This is a genomic window from Mycobacterium dioxanotrophicus (assembly GCF_002157835.1).
GTDB lineage: Bacteria > Actinomycetota > Actinomycetes > Mycobacteriales > Mycobacteriaceae > Mycobacterium > Mycobacterium dioxanotrophicus.
This window is the reverse complement of sequence record NZ_CP020811.1, coordinates 34567-50587: the sequence shown is the minus strand read 5'-3', so window position 1 is coordinate 50587 and position 16021 is coordinate 34567. Positions and strand designations below refer to the sequence as shown.

The following is a 16021-nucleotide window of genomic DNA, read 5'->3' as shown; positions in this document are numbered from 1 at the left end:
TCCATTAGTGTCATTAGCTTTTGTGGCACCCTCTGAGTCGAGGCCCCGCCCGGAGGGCAGAAATATCTATAAATCACGGTCGCGCGTAGCGCGTCGATGTGTAGCAACCTGCGGCACAGGGATATTAGGGTGGCTCCTTCCTCGTCTTCGGCGGGTCCGTAAAACCACGCGGTTCGTTCGGGGGATTCCCGCAGTGCAGCAAATTGTTTTCACGAAAAAAGCGATTCGAATTAAAAGGGTCCGCGCGACAGCGCGTTTCACTATGGGAGCGCGTGAAAACAATTTGCGTAACGGAGGGAACAAGCCGCCTCGGCGGCGCCGCCCGGGCGGGCCGCGTGGTAGGACCCGTAAGCCGAAGACCAGGAAGGAGCCATCCCGCGGTCGATCGGGATACTCCCCGACCTTGGATCCGCAACCGGGTCGGTGTGGCCTACCACGAGGAATCGGTTGGTGCGGCCAACCGGGGTCGTGGTCGTTTGCCGGTTGTGTGGTGGTTGTGCTGGTGGCCCTCGTGGTGGAGGTGGGTTTTACTGATGGCGTGGAGGGGTTTGTGGCGGCCGCGCGACGTTCGCTGGCCGAGGTAGAAGGACTGTTCGGGGTCTCAGCACCCACGACGAACAGCGCCGCAGCCAACGGCGCCGGCGCACCCGGCACCCCAGGCTGGTCAGGACCGAGCGCCAACCGCGAACAATCCAACGCCACCGCACTAGACAACCGCCGCTCCACCTTCACCGGAGCCGACAACCAACTCGACGCCTGGGGCCGCCAAACCGCCGCCGACACCACCAACGGCCGCAACAACGCCCGCACCCTGGTGGTCTCGGCCGACAACTCCACCCGCGCCCTCGCCCCCTACACCGGCAGCGTCCCCGGCCGCGTCGCACTGGTCTCCTCCCTAACCGACCACCTCACCCAATCCGCCGGCGTCGTCAACGGCTACGCCGCCACCCTGCCCGGCCGCCAAGCCGACCTGAATGCCATCGCCTCCCAATACGGCACCCCACCCCCACCCGGAACACCACCACCCCCACCCCACCACGACGACCACCCCACCACACCGCCGCCGACGCCGACCACCGGGTGGTCGGGGCATGGCAGGGGGCGGGATGCCCGGCGGTGGCGGGCTGCCGATGGGTCGCGGCGGTGGGATGCCGACGGGCAGTGGGTTTTCCGTGCCGGATCTCGGGGGCGCTCTGCGGCCGCGGTCCGGCGGCCCGCGGCCGGGTGGTACGCCGTTCGGCGGTGCGGGCGGTGATCTGCTGCCGGGGCCGGCGTCGATCGCCGGTTTGGATTCTCACCAGGTGATGGTGGCCAAAGCCACCGTGGCCGAGGCGATGAGGCGGCATCTGCCGCTCAAGGCGGCACAGATCGCGGTGGCGACAGAATTGCAGGAGTCTGGCCTTCGGGTGCTGGCCAATCCTGGTGTGCCGGAGTCGATGCGGCTCCCGCACGTGGGAACTGGGCATGATCATGATTCGGTGGGTCCTTTCCAGCAGCGCCAGTCGTGGGGTGCGACAGCGGATTTGATGAACCCGGCGACGTCGGCGGGCAAGTTCTACGACAAGTTGGTGAGGATCCCGAACTGGGAGTCGCTGCCGGTGACCGTTGCGGCTCAACGGGTTCAGGTGTCGGCGTATCCATCGGCGTATGCGAAACATGAAGGAAAGGCGGCCGCGATCGTGCGTGCGATCGTCGGTGGCTGAACCGATGTTGGTGAGAAAGGGATAGACGGGTATGGGCGCAAGCTTTTCGGATACGTTCACCGGGATGTTCGGCATTACGCAGGTGCTGTGGGCGGCGGACAAGTTGTTCGGTGGGGGGTCCTCCGCGCCTCAGTCGCCGCCGGCGCCGGCGCTCGACGCGTCGGGGTCTCCCACTCCGAAGCCGGGCGATTTCGTGCCGCCGGTGGCTCCGCCACCGTTGATGCCGGCCCCGGCGGCGCCGGCCGCGGCCCCTGCTGGAGCTCCACAGCAACCCCAGCAGCCTCCTGCTGGTCAGACACCGGCGGTTCCTGGCGCGGCGCCGACGATTGGCGGTATTCCGGTACCGCCAGTGGTCAAGGACGTCGAAAAGCCGCCTCAGGCACCGGGAGCGGGCGCACCGGGCACTCCTGGCAAGCCGGGTGATCCTGGCAAGCCGGGTGATCCTGGCAAGCCGGGTGATCCTGGTAAGCCTGCTCCCAAGCCTGGTGAACCGGGCTGGGAGGGCTCGGCCGCGCAAAAGGAGGCCGAGGCGGCCGAGGCGTTGAAGAAAAAGGTTGAGGCACTGAAGTCGCTCGACGAGCAGCTCGATGCGTTGGGCAAGCAGATCGTCGACGACAACGCAGAGGCGAAAAAGAAGCTCAAGGCGTTGCAGGACGACATCGACAAGGAGCTGGAGTACCAGAAGACGTCGCCTGATTCGTCGGTGGTGAAAACCGAGGCGCTCAACAAATTCATGCAGGACAAGGCCGATCAGGCCGCCAAGGTGATCACTGATGCTGCAGCTGTGGTCGCCCAGCGCCAGGGCCAGATCACCGGATTGGGCAACCAGTACCCCGGCGACGTGGGCGGCGGCGGAGGAGGCGCGACGGACCCTTACGGCGTCGGGGGCGAGTACGGCGCCACCGATCCGTACGCAAGCGGCTACGGCGGCGATCCGTACGGCGGCGGCGGGTACGGGGATCCGTACTACGACGAACAGACCGGCTATGACCAAGGCGGTTTCAGTGATGCCGCCGGCCAGCTGGCCAACGCGCTGCCCCAGATGGCTTCCGCGCTGCCGAACGCGCTGGGCGGGTTGACCGGTGGCGGCGGTAACCCGCTCGGCGACCTGGGGAGCATCATCGGGTCGGCGGTGCGGGGCGCTGGTGATGACCGGCGCAACGACCAGACCGATCACAACAACGATGAGAAGCCGAAGGGCGACGAGCAGGAGAAAAAGCCGGGCGACGGCGAAAACAACAACGACAGCCCTCAGCCCAAAAAGAACCAGGAGCAGACCACGCCCCCGACCACAACGGAGCAGGCCGGCGACGCTCCGAAGCCGGAGGCCAAGCCAGATGGACCGGCACCGGCGGCTCCCCCAGCTCCGACGCTGGTGCAGCGTCCAGACGGCACCAACGCGACCGCGGCCACCCCGGCCGCCGCCGCGGCGGCGCGAGCACACCTGGGTGGCGCCTCGCTAGAGGACGCGTACAAGGCAGCGGGGATCACCCTGCCGCCGACCTCGACGCCCATCAAGGACACTCTGCCGTCCCTGGCCGCCGCTCAGGTTGGCGACTTGGCGGTGTTCAAGGATCGCTACGTGATGCTGTGTGGCGACGGGAAGGTGTATTTGGACGGCCAGTACCAGCCGGTGTCCGCGTTGGCGAAGCTGACGGGGTTCATCGCCTTCCGCAAGGCACCGGAGCCGACCACGCCGTTTGTCCCGACCGCGGCGCCGGCCATGCCGGTGCACGCGGCCGCGCCGGTGGTGTAACCACCCGGCGCCGAGCGCAAAAAAAGGGGGCCTCGTCACCTATGGGTGCGAGGCCCCCTTTTTTGCGTTGCGAAGCAATGTGTTTGGGTCGTCGGGATCGACGCCGGGGCGGGCCGTCGCGCGGATGCGCGAGCTCGCCTGAGGCCCCGACGCCCGCCATCTTGCCTGGTAGCACGGACGCGAAGGCTTTCGCTCCGTGCTACTCCCCCAGCCCTCTTCGGCCGTCGGCCGAAGAAACGAGCAACCGGACCCGGTGACGGGGATCGTTCTCGACCGCCAACCGGGTGCCGGTTGGTTGGCCTGGCCGCCGAGATTCATATACCCCCAGGGGGTAGGTGGGGCGCGGCGCCGCCGGCCGCGCGCCAGCCCTGGACCCGAAGCCGCCGGGGCCCGCCGCCCCGGGCGGCTCAAGCCGCCACTGGGCCCCCAAGCAGGTCAACGGCGTGGCTCTCGATGCGGCCCACCGCATCGTGTCCGATGTCGACCTGCCGGCCAATCTCCCGCTGGGACATGGTCGCTCGGCGTGGGCTGTAGAGAATGCGGATCACCGCGGCGACCGTATCGCGGGATTGGCCGGTGCACTTGCCAGCGGCATGCAGACGATCGGCAACCGCGGCCGCAACGTCAACCTGAGGCGCGATGAGGCTCGGAGCGGCTTCGGCAGCGTCGGTGAGCGCGACGATGGGCAGCTCCTCCGGCGAGAATTTCCACAAAAGCGCCAAGATGTGAGTCGCGGCCAAGAGCGCCAGCGGAGGGATGTTATCTGTAGGACGGTTGCGGGTGTACTCGACTGTCGCTGACGGTGGTTGGGATCGTGTTTGCGACCGTGGGCGACAGGTTTATCTGTAGTGCTGTCCTCGATGATCTGCGCTGTGCGGTGGCCGGAATTTGTTGGCGGTGTCAGGTTGTGGCGGTGGCGGTGGCGGTGGCTGGTTGCGGTGTGGGTGTGGGGTGTGTTGTGGGTGTGGTGGGGCGTTGTGGCCACCAGCTGGCTTGGCGGAGCAGGGTGGCGATGGCTGGGACGGTGAGGGTGCGCACGAGGAAGGTGTCCAGCAGCAGTCCGCAGCCGATGATGAGTCCGGTTTGGATCATGATGGCCACCGATCCGATCATGAGGCCGAACATGCTGGCGGCGAAGATGAGGCCGGCGGAGGTGATGACTGAGCCGGTGGTGGCCACGGTGCGCAGGACGCCGACGCGGATGTTGTGGGTGGATTCTTCGCGGAGTCGGGATACGAGCAGCATGTTGTAGTCGGCGCCGACGGCGACGAGGATGATGAACGCTAATAGTGGTACGGGCCAGGCGATTTCGTGGCCGAGGATCCATTGGAAGACGATGACACCGATACCGAGTGAGGCCAGGTAGTTCAGCACGACGGTGCCCAGCAGGTACAGGGGGGCGATCAGGGCGCGCAGCAGGGCGATGAGGATGAGTCCGACGATGACCAGGGTGGCGATGGCCAGTTGGGTGAAGTCGGCTGAGAGCAGGCGTTGGATGTCGGAGTTGACGGCGGGGAATCCGGCGACCGAGACGGTGGCGTGGTCCAGGGAGGTGTTGGGTCGTGCGGTGTTGGCGATGTCGGTGATCTGGCGGGCCAGGTTCATCGCCTCGCCGCTGTAGGGGTCGGTGCTGGTGTCGATGGCGAAGCGGGCGGTTTTGCCGTCGGGTGAGAGGAAGTGTTTGGCGACGTCGGCGAATTGGCGGTTGTCGAAGGCTTCGGGGGGCAGGTAGAAGCCGGTGGCGGCATCGGATCCGGCGGTGGCGCGGGCGGAGTTTTGCAGTTGGGCCGCGATTTGACTCATCCCGGACAGCATTTGGATGTTGCTGTCGGCCAGGGCGTGCACGCCGGTGGCCAGGGCGCGTGCGCCGGAGGCCAGTTGGCTGATGCCGTGTTGGAGTCGGCCGATGTTGGCGGCCAGGTTTTCGGGTTGCCGAGGGTTTTGAAGGCGTTGTTCATGGCGGCCACGCTGTGTTGCACTTCGGTGAGGGTGCCGGTGACGGTGGCGTTGGTGGCCGGGTTGTACTGGTCGCCCAGGGTGGCGAGTTGGGTGAAGAATCCGTTGTCGCGCAGGGTGGTCAGCACGGTGACCTGGTCGCGGATCTGGGCGCATTGTGGGGTGGTCACACACCACGGTGAGGTGTTGAGTGCGGTGACGAGCGGGTCGAGGGCTGCGATGGCGTTCTGGGCGCGTTCGGCCAAGGGCCGGATGCCGGGGCCGGCCTGGATGGCGGTGTCGACCTCGGGTGCGGTGGCTGAGAGTTGTTGCAGCAGCGGGCCGAAGCGCTGCATGCTCTTTCCGGCGGTGCCGGCTTGGGTGAGTGCTCCGCCCAGGGGGTGAGCGCGGTGCGCACGGTGGTGTCGAGTTGGGCTAGGCCGTCGGCGAGTTGGTCGGCGCCGTGGGTGAGCTTGTCCAGGTCGCTGCGCCGGTCGTTGCCCTGGGCCACCGAGTCGGCCATCTTGTCGCCGATTTGTCCGTTCTGCCAGGACAGTTGGGCTTGGTCGAGGCGTTGCCCGGCCGGTCGGGTGACCCGGAAACACGTGTCACGGACGGGATTTGGGCGATGCGCGAGGCCATCTCGTCGAGGTCGGCCAGGGTCTTGCCGGTGCGCATGTCGGTGGGGTTTTGCACGACGAGGAATTCGGTGATGACGACGTCTTTGGGGAAATGGCGGTCCAGCAGTTGATAGCCCTGGTTGCTGGCGGTGGTGGCGGGTTGTCCTTGGCGGTCGTCGTAGCTGATGGTCATGGTCGCCGCGGCCGCCGACAGTGCCACCAGGATGGTCAGGCTGATGACCAGCAGTGGTACCGGGCGGCGCACTACGGCCACGGCCACGCTGTTCCAGTAGCGGCGGGTGCGGTCGGGTTTGGGTTCGCCGATGCCGCGGGTGGCGGCCAGCGCCAGCACCGGTGGCAGCAGGGTCACGGTGGCGGCGAATCCGACGGCCACGGCGACCGCGCAGGCCGGGCCGAGTCCGGCGAACACGCTCAAGGTGGCGAACACCATGGCCAGAAAGGCCAGGGCCACGGTGCCCGCCGAGGCCAAGATGACCCGGCCGATGCTGGCGGTGGCTGCGATGACCGCCTGATCGGCGGGCACCTGGGCGCGGCGTTGTTCGTGGTAGCGGCTGATCAGAAACACGGTGTAGTCGGTGCCGGCGCCGAGCAGGATCGCGGTCATGAATGCCACGGTGAACTGCGAGACGGGCATACCCAGTTCCCCGAGTGCTGAGAGCACCCCGCGCCCGACGGCCAGGCTGATCCCGATCACCAATAGCGGCAGCAGTGCGGTGAACACCGACCGGTACACGATCAGCAGGATCAGGGCGATCAGCGCGGCGGTGGCGATCGAAATGAACACCAGGTCGTGCTCGGCCGAGGCGATCTGATCGGCGAACGTGGCCGGTGGCCCCGTGACATAGGCCGTGGTGGATGTGTTGGCGAACGCCGTGTCGGTGAGATCGCGCACGGCTTGCACGGATTCGGCCGCGGTGGGATCCCCGAGCGTGCCGGCCACCCCGACCGGCAGATACCAGGCCTTGCCGTCACCGCTGACCGCCTGGGTTCTGGTGACCGGGTCGGCCAGCAGATCCTGGACCAGCAGGACATGGTCGTGATCGGCGCGCAGTCGCCCCACCAGATCCTGATAGCGCAGCTGATTATCGGGGGTCAGACCGGCCGGGTCTTGCATCGCGACGAACAGCATCGTCTTGGAGCCCTGCTCACCGAACGCCTCACTCATGCGGTCTACGGTCTGAAACGACGGCACATCCCGCGGGATCAGATCGACCGACTGTTGGCGCACCACCGTCTCCAACTGCGGGAACAGCAGCGCCAGCACCACCGCGGCCGCGATCCATCCACCGATCACCAATGCCTTGTGGCCCACCGTGAACGCCGCGAGCCGACCCAACCGGGCGCTGTATTCCGAAGATCCGGACAGATCGACGCCGCGCCGGCCACGGGAAGGCCCAGCATCTCCGGTTCGATCGCCCATCCCCACGCCTCCCAAGAAACGAAACTATCGGTATCGCTACGATACTAATAGTCCCACACGAGGATCGGAAGGGCCGCGCCGATCTTTCGGGCCATGGTTGCGGCTGGGCGCGGTGGGGGGTGAATTAACTTGCGGTGTCCTCAGATTCGTCGTCGGGCAGGTCGTGGCGCACCACCCGCACCCGCCCCCGGGGCAGGCATGCCATGTAGCCGTGGCGTTTGCCGTAGAGCTCCCAGGAGGTCGCGGCCTCCTGCGGGGCGACATCGATGCGATGCCCGCGGGAAAAACCCAGGTGCAACCCGCCGCCCTCGTCGCACCACGCCCCCGTGCACACCGCGCCGGCCAGGTCCAGCAGTGGACGCTGCTGGACCGAGACGTTGCCCGGATCGATGAGGACCTGCTCTTCGGGATAAGACGGTCCGATCGGCGGCAGGGTCAGCGGGATCGGGGTGGCGATCACCAATTCGTTGTAATCGTCGAGGTCGAGCACCAATCCGTCGCGCAACGAGACACGCTGAACGGTGCACCGCTCGATCCAGGGGGTATGCATGCCCGGCTCCCTTCGACACGTCATTGTGTCGCTTTATGGTACTGGGAGTAGCGCAGCGATACTACTAGTCTCGCTAACCGGTGGCGCCGGGTCCGGATGTCAGCTGCCGGGCGGTCCGGTCGATGCGCTCGCGGGCCTGGCCTGCATCGATGCGGCCGCCGATGACGGCGATCAGGTTGGCCAGCCACACATCGGCGATCAGGCTGGCCACGTCCCGGTCATGTGCGCTGGGTGCGGGCCCGCCCAGGGTGCGGGCCAGCATGTCCTCGATCACCGCGGCGGCGTGCTCGATCGCGCCGGTGGCCTCGGTGTCGGCCACGACGAACGCACGCACCATCGCCTCGGTCAGGTGCGGGTTGGCCTGCCAGGCCGTGTGCAGGTGCGTTGTCAACCGCCCCAGCCGGGCCTGCGGCGCCAGATCACCGGTACTCCAGTCGAATTCGGTGTCGAGACGTTCGAATTCGCGGGCCAGCACCGTCACCAGCAGATGACTTTTGGATCGGAAATGCCGATACAGGGAGCTGGCGGCAATGCCGGCCTGCGCGGCCACCGCACGCATCTGTACCCGTCAAAACCGTGTGCTGAGGCCACCGCCCACGCGGCATCCAGGATCGCCTCGCGCCGTGCCAGCACCGCGGCCGCCGGCCGGCGCGGGCGCCGAGCTCGGCTGCGGGTGTCGCGGTGGGTGCGCTCATCGCGACCGCGACCCCGCGTCGGGGCCGCCGTAGCGGGTCAGCTCGGCGAACAACTCCCCGAAACCGCTGATGTCACCGTGGGCGGCGAAATGGGCCGCATCCACCGTGATGAACACCGCCGAGGCGGTGAACCGGGTGACACCGTCCACACCGACCCCCACCCCCTCCACATGCAGGGCCCGGCCCTCGCGTGCGGCGATCCGCGCGGTCAGCCGATGCGTGCACCCCAACGGCACCGGCTGCAGATAGTCCACCGTCAAACGGCGCGTCACCGCCGGGGTGGCCGCGATCCACAACGAAAAACCCAGCACGTCATCACACGCCGCGGCGATCGCACCACCGTGCGCGAGCCCGGGCGCGCCGATATGACGCTCATCGAACACCAGATCAGCGAACACCTCATCACCGCACCGAAACACCTCCAGCTGCAAACCGTGCGGATTGTCCGGCCCGCAGCCCATGCAGGTCGGCGTGTGCGACGGCAACCGCTGCGGCTGATCAGCACCCATCACGGCCTCCTCACACCCGGGCAGCCCCGCCACCGCGTCCCGACCCGGGACCGCCGGTACTAGCAGTTTCGCTGCGATACTATCGGTACCATAACCGGGAGAGCGGCCGCAATGCACCGACGAGGCAACACACCAGGAGGTCAGGTGGGGACAGTGATGGCGCTAAGTGAAAGTGCTCAGTCTCGCTAATTGAAAGTGCCCAGTTGGCAGCGGTGGTTCGGCGTGTCGTCGGACTGCTTGTCGGGGTTCTGCTCATCGTCAGCGGAGTTGTGTTTCCGCTGATGAATGGGAGGGCCGTCGTTTGCTGTCGCTGGAGGGTGATGTGGAAGCGCATGCGCTTCGGGAGCAGGGTTGGTCGATATCGGCGATCGCTCGCCATCTCGGGATCAATCGCCGAACCGTTCGGGCCTATCTGGCTGGGGAACGAGTACCCGGGCAACGCCAACGCTCTGAACCGCTGGTGATCGATCCGTTCGTCGAGTACTGCCGGATCCGCCTGGCTGACGATCCGCACCTGTGGGCCTCAACCCTGTTCGACGAACTCGTCGAGCTAGGTTTTACCGGCTCGTATCCGTCGCTGACCCTGGCAATCCGAAACCTGGGGCTGCGACCGCATTGCGAGCCGTGTCAGTCGGTCAAGGGCCGCGACGTCGCGGTCATCGATCATCCGCCCGGGGTCGAGACTCAGTGGGACTGGGTCGAGCTGCCCGATCCACCAGCATCGTGGGCGGCTGACCGGCATGCCCACCTGCTGGTCGGGGCGTTGGCCCATTCGAGCCGCTGGCGCGGGGCGCTGGCCCGGCCGAGGACTTCGCGCACGTCGTGGAAGCGATCGAGGCGGTCAGCATCCGGTTGGGTGGGGTCACCCAGCGGTGGCGGTTCGACCGGATGGCCACGGTATGTCATCCCGAATCGGGCCGGATCACCGCGGCGTTCGCCGGGGTGGCCAAACACTACGCTGTCGCCGTCGATGTGTGCCCGCCACGACGGGGCAACCGCAAGGGTGTGGTGGAGAAGTCCAATCACGCTGCCGCCCAACGCTGGTGGCGCACCGTCACCGACGACACCACGATCGAGCAAGCCCAGGCGTCGCTGGACCGGCTGTGCGTGAAGCTCGACGGGCGCCGCCGGCGCCGCGACGGGCAGGCCACCACCGTCGGCGCCCTGGCCGATGCCGAACCACTACGGTCACTGCCGACGGGTTCGTATCCGGCCGAGTTGACCGAACACCGCATCGTCACTCCACAAGCGTTGGTGTCCTGGCGGGGCAATCAGTACTCGGTGCCGCCGGGCTGGCCGGGCCACGGTGACCGTCACCCACCGCCTGGGCTCTGACACCGTGCAATTGACCACGGCATCGGGAGCCGTTGTTGCCGCGCACCGCCGCGCGGTCGACGGCAGCGGCGCGGTGGTGCGCGATGCCGGTCACGTCGTCGCGCTCGAACAGGCAGTGCTATCGGGGTTCTCGACGGCCAGGCCTTGCACTCATAAGACCCGGCGACCGCCCTCGGTGGCCGCCGTTGCCGAGGCCGCGCGGCTGCGTGGTGCCCCGGCGAACGATCCCGCCAGAAGGTAGTGATCGATCTGGCCGTCTATGCGGCGACCGCAGCACGGCTATCCGTTGTTCCCCAACACCATCCAACCGAACAGAACCAGGAGTAACCCCTTGAGCAAAACCGTCCCACAGATGAGCGAAGCCCGCCGATACCAACAACTCCGGGCACATCTGTCCTATCTGAAACTCGGCGACGCAGCCGAAGCGCTACCCCGCATCCTCGATGCCGCCCGCGCCGAAAACCTGTCCCTGACCGCCGCTTTGGAGCGGCTGTTGGAGATCGAGGTCAACGCCACCGAAGCCCGCCGGCTGACCTCACGGTTGCGGTTCGCCTGTCTGCCCGAACCCTGGACCATGGCCGATTTCGATTTCGCCGCCCAGCCCGGGGTCGACGCCAAACTGATCAACGACCTGGCCAGTCTGCGCTTCCTCGACGACGCGGCCAACGTGCTGTTCGTCGGCCCACCCGGGGTCGGCAAGACCATGCTGGCCGTCGCGTTGGCCCGCGGCGCGGTCGAGGCCGGCCACCGGGTGTATTTCACCACCGCCGCCGACCTGGCGGCCCGCTGCCACAAAGCCGCCCTGGAAGGCCGCTGGCACACCTGCATGCGGTTCTTCGCCGGACCGAAACTGTTGGTGATTGACGAACTTGGCTACCTTCCGCTGCCCGGCGATGGGCATCCGCGTTGTTCCAGGTGATCAACCAACGGTATCTGAAGTCGAGTACGATTCTGACAACCAATGTTGGGATCGCTGACTGGGCAACCGCTTTCGGAGACGCCACCGTCGCAGCCGCCATGTTGGACAGGCTACTGCACCGCGCCACCGTGGTCGGTATCGACGGACCCAGCTACCGGCTGCGCAACCACCAAGCCACCGCCGAAACGATGCGTAAGGCGGTCGCCGCCCATGTCAGCTGAGACCCGTTCCTGCCAAGCCTGCTGGACCGAATTCACCGCCACCACACCGACCAAGATCTACTGCTCAGACCGCTGCCGCAAACACGCCTGGGAGCAACGCAAACACAGCGACACCGCCGCCACCGTCACCGAGGCCCGGCCACCCGCCCCACAGCCGGCCGCCACCCGTTCCTGCCCGCATTGCGGCGAACCCATCACCATCGTCGCTTTGCTGACCACTCCAGAAGCTGCCCGCCCCAGCACCCCCCGGCGACGGCACAATCGTTCCCCTGCAACGACGAACCTGCTAACCTTAGCCACTCAAGCCAACTGGGCAATTTCGCTTAGCATCTCTGGGCAGTCTTCTTTAGCGCCATCAACAGAACCCGCGGCGGCACCCGACGACGAGGACGACGTCGACCCGCGCCGCACCCGATCACGCACCCGGCTGCTCGACGCCGCGGCCAACCTGCTCAAAACCGGTGGGATCGAAGCCGTCACCATCGACGCGGTCACCAAAGCCTCCAAGGTCGCCCGCACCACCCTCTACCGCCACTTCAACAGTTCCTCACAACTGCTCGCGGCCACCTTCGAACGACTGCTGCCCCAAGTCATCGCGCCCGCCCCGACCAGCGGCACCCTGCGTGAGCGGCTCGTCGAACTGCTCTCGCGCCAAGCCGACCTGTTCGCCGAAGCGCCGCTGCACGTCACCACCTTGGCCTGGGCCGCGTTGGGCCCCACCGAAACACACGACAGCGACAGCGATACCGGTCACCACGCCACTGCCAGCATGCTGCGCACCCGGGTGATCGAGCAGTACCGACGGCCTTTCGACGAAATCCTGCACAGTCCCGAAACCCTCGACCAACTCGGTGAACTCGACATCGAACTGGCACTGTGCCAACTGGTCGGCCCCCTGGTCTTTGCCCGCATGACCGGCCTGCGCGCCATCGGCCACCACGACTGCACCCGCATCGTCGACGACTTCATCACCGCACAAACCACGCAGCGACCCGCACAACCAGCCAGCTAGGAGTTGGTGTCCGGGTGGGGTTTGCGGGCCAGTTGCCCGTGCAGGGTCGCGATGATGTGGTCGCGTTCGCGCAGTTGGGCTTTCAGGTCGGCGATCTGGGCGTCTCGTGCCTTCAGGCGGGTCCGTAGTGCGGTGATGATGCTGCTCTCGGTGTTGGTAGCCGGTGGTGGCGGTGGATCGGGGGCGGCGGCCAGCGGCTGGGTGGTGCGGATCTGTTCTCGCAGTTGGGGGCGGCGGTGGATGACGCTGCGTGACACTCCGGCGTGGCGGGCCAGGCTGCTGACGTTGATGTCGAGGCCCTGCTTGCGCATCTTCTTCAGGGCCGATCGATACGGGCCTCGACGTCGGCGCTGCGTTTGCGGGCGCTGGCCTCAAGGGCGGTGAGGGAGGCGGGGGTGACGGTCATGCGGGTGTGTGAGGATCGGCTTTGCGCAGTGCTGAATCGTGCGCACCGCGGGTGGCCACAGGTTGCAGCGGGATGCGGTTGGCCGTCCCGGCCCCGGCGATCGCCTCCTGATGGGTGCGTTGATCTGCGGTCAGGCGGTCCAGGATGGCTTGCAGGGAATGCAATTCGCGCAGGCGTTGGGCGACCCATACGTTGTCATCGGTGAGTTCGCGGCCGGTGCGCCGGCGGTACTGCTGACGTCTGATCTCGACCAGCGCCGTGGTCTTGGCGTGCTGATCTTTGAGTTCGTCGAGGTGGGTGGCGTCGGTGGCGAAATGCCCGCACGACAGACAGGCGTTGCCCTTGTCGCAGGTTTTCAGTGGCGGCAGCAGGCACACCCCGTTGGGCAAGACCCGGTCGGTGCGCACTGAGAGCTGGGTCATGTCCAACATGTCAGACGGGCTGATTCCGATGTCGGTGCCGTGAGCGCCGATCTTCTTGTGTTTGAGGAACTCCGCTTCGGCGGTCGCGGCCAGTGTCGCGGCATAACGCATGGTCATCTCGGGGCTCTTGTGGCCCAGGTAGCGCTGGACGACGTGGATCGGCACGCCGTCGTTGAGCAGTTCGGTGGCCCGGGTGTGGCGCAGCCGATGCGTTTGGGTGAACCGCAACGGGTTTCCCGCAGCATCGCTGAGACCATGGATGGCATCGAGCTTGTCCAGGGAGGCCCGATACGTCGCATACGGGCGGGGCCGGCGCCCGGCCAGGTTTTGTTTGACCGCGATGAACAGGTATTTCGGGGTGAGGCTGGGGTGGGTGTCGGCGAGCCAGCGCTGTTGCTCGGCGATGACGTTGACCACGGCCTGCTCGACCAGGATGGTGGGGATGACCCCGTCGACTTTGGTCTGTTGGTAGCGCAGTTTGGCCACGAACACATCGGGGTCATCGGTGGCGGTGGGCCGCGCCGCGCCGGGGATCGCTTCGAGCGGGTGGTGATCGAGCATGAGAATTTCTGAGGCCCGCCGCCCAGTCAGTGCTTGCAGCAGCCAGATCCGGGCGGCCTGGGGGTCGCCGAGGCCTTTGATCAGCGACACGGTGCCATCGGGATGGGTCACCGACACCAGGGCGCCCCGTTGGGCGGCGAGCACGTCGAGGTAGGCCAGCATCTGCTGCAGTTCTCCAGTGGAGTACCAGGTCAATTCCCGGGTGCGGTGGGCGCGGCGGGTGCGAAACGCCGGCCCCCACAACCGGGTGTGCGCCGCGGACAGGTTCTCCCAACGCGCATCGCCGGTGGCTGCCGCGGCCTCGGGTGCATGGTCGAGCATGAACGTGTAGAAGCTCTGGATCTGAGATTGGCTGTCGCCGATCGCCGTGGCAGACAACGGCTTGTCAGGTCGGGCAGCCGCGGCCGGGGAGCGCAGGTATTCGTTGTAGGTAGTGAAAATCAGGCGTAGCTGCGCCGGGTCATCGGATAAGACGGGATCGGTGTAGCCACGCGCGATCACGAATTCACCGAAGTGGCGCGCCATCTCGCGGGCACGATCGACTGCCGATGACCAGCGCAGCAACTCCGCATCCAGGCAGGTGCGCAGCCAAAACCGCACCCCTTCGCGCAGCCACGCTGGTTCGATCGCCCCGATGCGCACCGTCTTCTCGTGGCACGGTTCGTGTTCGCGTTGCGGGATCCGTGGATCGGCCCGCAGATCCCAGGTGTCATAGGCCCACCAGTCGATGGCGCTGGCCCGCACCGACACAAACAGGTGCAGATGCTCGATCAGGCCCACAATATTGCGGCGTGTGCCGCCGGCGGGCAGCCGCGCATTGCGCCGCTCGAACACCACGACCGCGTGGCGCACCATGTCGTTGACCGCCAGGTCGGTGATGCTCACCGGGTGGCGGCCGTGCGCACTGCGGTACTCGGCCGCGGCGGCGCTGATGGCCTGGGTGGCCCAGCGCAGCAGGGAATGCTCGATCTTGCGCAGCCCCTCGTGGTAGCACACCCACACCCACCAGGCGATCTCGTCGGCGAACCGCGCCGGTGTGGCCTGCGGGGTGAAGTCGTACACCCCAGCGGTCGCAGCGGGCGGCAGATCGTTCTTGCGGGACAGGAACACCCGATCTGCCGGGGGCAGATGCACCTGATAGGCCGGGCGGCGCCATTCGGCGGGCACCAGGGCCCACTGCGCCTGCCACGCCACCGCACCGAGGTCGCCTACCGGTGTGGTCAGGCGGCCCTCATTGCTGGCCATCGTGAAGTCCTTTCCATCCGGCGACATAGTTTTTCCACTCGGCCAGTGAACGCATCGCCGCGTCCTGGGTGACCCAGCCGTAGGTGGACAGCGTGGTCTGCACATCGGCATGCCCCAGCCGCCGCATCACCACATGCTCAGGCACCCCCGCCAGCAGCAACGCGGTGGCGTGAGTGTGGCGCAGCCAGTGCGGTGACCAATCCGGCGGCAGACTCCGATGCGCTGTGCGCAGCCCGCGGACCTTCTCGTAGACATTCTCCTGGCGCATCGGCGAAAACCGCGGCCCCCGTTGCAGATTGACGAACACAAAATGATTCGACAGATCCGCCACGGCCTGGTCGGCGTTCATCGCCACCAGCTGCCACACATACTCTGAATACAGTGCCTCCAGGTCATCTCCGACATAGATCCGCCGCGGCCCGGTCTTGACCGAGCACCGTAGGGTGATCTTGGCGCTCCACAATGTCGATCCACGGGTCGCACCGGCGCCGATATGAAAATCGTTGTGCCGCAGCGATAAGGCCTCGCCCAGACGCATTCCCGTTTCAGCCAGCACAGCGAAAAACAACCGGTTGCGCACCCCGGCGGCCCACCGGACCAGTCCCCGTCGCGCTGCACCGAGCAGCCATCGAGGATCGTGGCCACCTGGGCAGGCGACAAGACAGGGGTGGCCGATCGCCGCGGGGTGCGC

Annotated in this window: 11 protein-coding genes and 3 pseudogenes; 6 read left to right on the top strand and 8 right to left on the bottom strand. The window is 66.8% G+C overall.

Features of this window, described 5'->3' with window-relative positions:
- The first annotated feature begins 502 nt into the window (after nucleotides 1–502).
- The 3 genes from BTO20_RS37570 to BTO20_RS37560 are packed head-to-tail and all read left to right on the top strand — an operon-like array spanning nucleotide 503 to nucleotide 3459.
- Nucleotides 503–1255, top strand: a complete 753-nt coding sequence (locus tag BTO20_RS37570) for a hypothetical protein (RefSeq protein ID WP_157680455.1) — start codon at nucleotides 503–505, stop codon at nucleotides 1253–1255.
- Nucleotides 1173–1703, top strand: coding sequence for a hypothetical protein (locus BTO20_RS37565; RefSeq protein WP_087083520.1), 531 nt, complete (start codon nucleotides 1173–1175; stop codon nucleotides 1701–1703). Before BTO20_RS37570 ends, BTO20_RS37565 begins: the two co-directional genes overlap by 83 nt.
- A 31-nt stretch (nucleotides 1704–1734) precedes the next feature.
- Nucleotides 1735–3459 (top strand): collagen-like triple helix repeat-containing protein, encoded by a 1725-nt coding sequence (locus BTO20_RS37560; protein ID WP_087083518.1) that lies wholly within the window; start codon nucleotides 1735–1737, stop codon nucleotides 3457–3459.
- Between the two features lie 407 nt (nucleotides 3460–3866).
- Here the strand turns inward: BTO20_RS37560 and BTO20_RS37555 are convergent, their stop codons facing one another.
- From BTO20_RS37555 to BTO20_RS37535, 5 genes and pseudogenes are all read right to left on the bottom strand, one after another.
- Nucleotides 3867–4199, bottom strand: a complete 333-nt coding sequence (locus BTO20_RS37555; RefSeq protein ID WP_087083516.1) for a hypothetical protein — start codon at nucleotides 4197–4199, stop codon at nucleotides 3867–3869.
- A 160-nt stretch (nucleotides 4200–4359) separates the two neighbouring features.
- Nucleotides 4360–7455: pseudogene (locus tag BTO20_RS37550) on the bottom strand (MMPL/RND family transporter).
- Nucleotides 7456–7579: 124 nt separating this feature from the next.
- Nucleotides 7580–8005 carry a DUF6188 family protein gene (locus BTO20_RS37545; RefSeq protein WP_087083514.1) on the bottom strand — a complete coding sequence of 142 codons (426 nt, stop codon included), beginning with the start codon at nucleotides 8003–8005 and terminating at the stop codon, nucleotides 7580–7582.
- Between the two features lie 73 nt (nucleotides 8006–8078).
- The gene (locus BTO20_RS37540) at nucleotides 8079–8564 is read right to left on the bottom strand and encodes a TetR family transcriptional regulator (protein ID WP_232491376.1); all 486 of its coding nucleotides are present in this window, start codon (nucleotides 8562–8564) and stop codon (nucleotides 8079–8081) included.
- A gap of 132 nt (nucleotides 8565–8696) precedes the next feature.
- Nucleotides 8697–9209: a PaaI family thioesterase gene (locus tag BTO20_RS37535; RefSeq protein WP_087081559.1), complete on the bottom strand. Its 513-nt coding sequence runs from the start codon at nucleotides 9207–9209 to the stop codon at nucleotides 8697–8699.
- Between the two features lie 301 nt (nucleotides 9210–9510).
- Here BTO20_RS37535 and BTO20_RS41470 point away from each other — a divergent pair.
- The 3 genes and pseudogenes from BTO20_RS41470 (at nucleotide 9511) to BTO20_RS37520 (ending at nucleotide 12696) form a co-directional block, all read left to right on the top strand.
- Nucleotides 9511–10871, top strand: a pseudogene (locus BTO20_RS41470) (Mu transposase domain-containing protein).
- 25 nt (nucleotides 10872–10896) lie between these two features.
- Nucleotides 10897–11684 (top strand): annotated as a pseudogene (istB, locus tag BTO20_RS37525) (IS21-like element helper ATPase IstB).
- A 328-nt stretch (nucleotides 11685–12012) separates the two neighbouring features.
- Nucleotides 12013–12696 carry a TetR/AcrR family transcriptional regulator gene (locus BTO20_RS37520; protein ID WP_087083720.1) on the top strand — a complete coding sequence of 228 codons (684 nt, stop codon included), beginning with the start codon at nucleotides 12013–12015 and terminating at the stop codon, nucleotides 12694–12696.
- Here BTO20_RS37520 and BTO20_RS37515 read toward each other — a convergent pair.
- The 3 genes from BTO20_RS37515 to BTO20_RS40935 form a co-directional block, all read right to left on the bottom strand.
- Nucleotides 12693–13007: a transposase gene (locus tag BTO20_RS37515; protein ID WP_232491384.1), complete on the bottom strand. Its 315-nt coding sequence runs from the start codon at nucleotides 13005–13007 to the stop codon at nucleotides 12693–12695. The genes BTO20_RS37520 and BTO20_RS37515 overlap by 4 nt on opposite strands.
- Before the next feature lie 91 nt (nucleotides 13008–13098).
- Nucleotides 13099–15330, bottom strand: coding sequence for a tyrosine-type recombinase/integrase (locus BTO20_RS37510; RefSeq protein ID WP_087083512.1), 2232 nt, complete (start codon nucleotides 15328–15330; stop codon nucleotides 13099–13101).
- Nucleotides 15317–15910: a tyrosine-type recombinase/integrase gene (locus BTO20_RS40935; RefSeq protein ID WP_232491383.1), complete on the bottom strand. Its 594-nt coding sequence runs from the start codon at nucleotides 15908–15910 to the stop codon at nucleotides 15317–15319. Before BTO20_RS40935 ends, BTO20_RS37510 begins: the two co-directional genes overlap by 14 nt.
- Between the last annotated feature and the right edge of the window lie 111 nt (nucleotides 15911–16021).

Excerpts from the sequence above, each read along its gene's own strand:
- BTO20_RS37560 (WP_087083518.1), top strand. The coding sequence starts at position 1,735 with ATGGGCGCAAGCTTTTCGGATACGTTCACCGGGATGTTCGGCATTACG.
- BTO20_RS37535 (WP_087081559.1), bottom strand. The coding sequence starts at position 9,209 with ATGGGTGCTGATCAGCCGCAGCGGTTGCCGTCGCACACGCCGACCTGC.
- BTO20_RS37510 (WP_087083512.1), bottom strand. The coding sequence starts at position 15,330 with ATGGCCAGCAATGAGGGCCGCCTGACCACACCGGTAGGCGACCTCGGT.
- BTO20_RS37540 (WP_232491376.1), bottom strand. The coding sequence starts at position 8,564 with ATGCGTGCGGTGGCCGCGCAGGCCGGCATTGCCGCCAGCTCCCTGTAT.
- BTO20_RS37515 (WP_232491384.1), bottom strand. The coding sequence starts at position 13,007 with ATGCGCAAGCAGGGCCTCGACATCAACGTCAGCAGCCTGGCCCGCCAC.
- BTO20_RS37545 (WP_087083514.1), bottom strand. The coding sequence starts at position 8,005 with ATGCATACCCCCTGGATCGAGCGGTGCACCGTTCAGCGTGTCTCGTTG.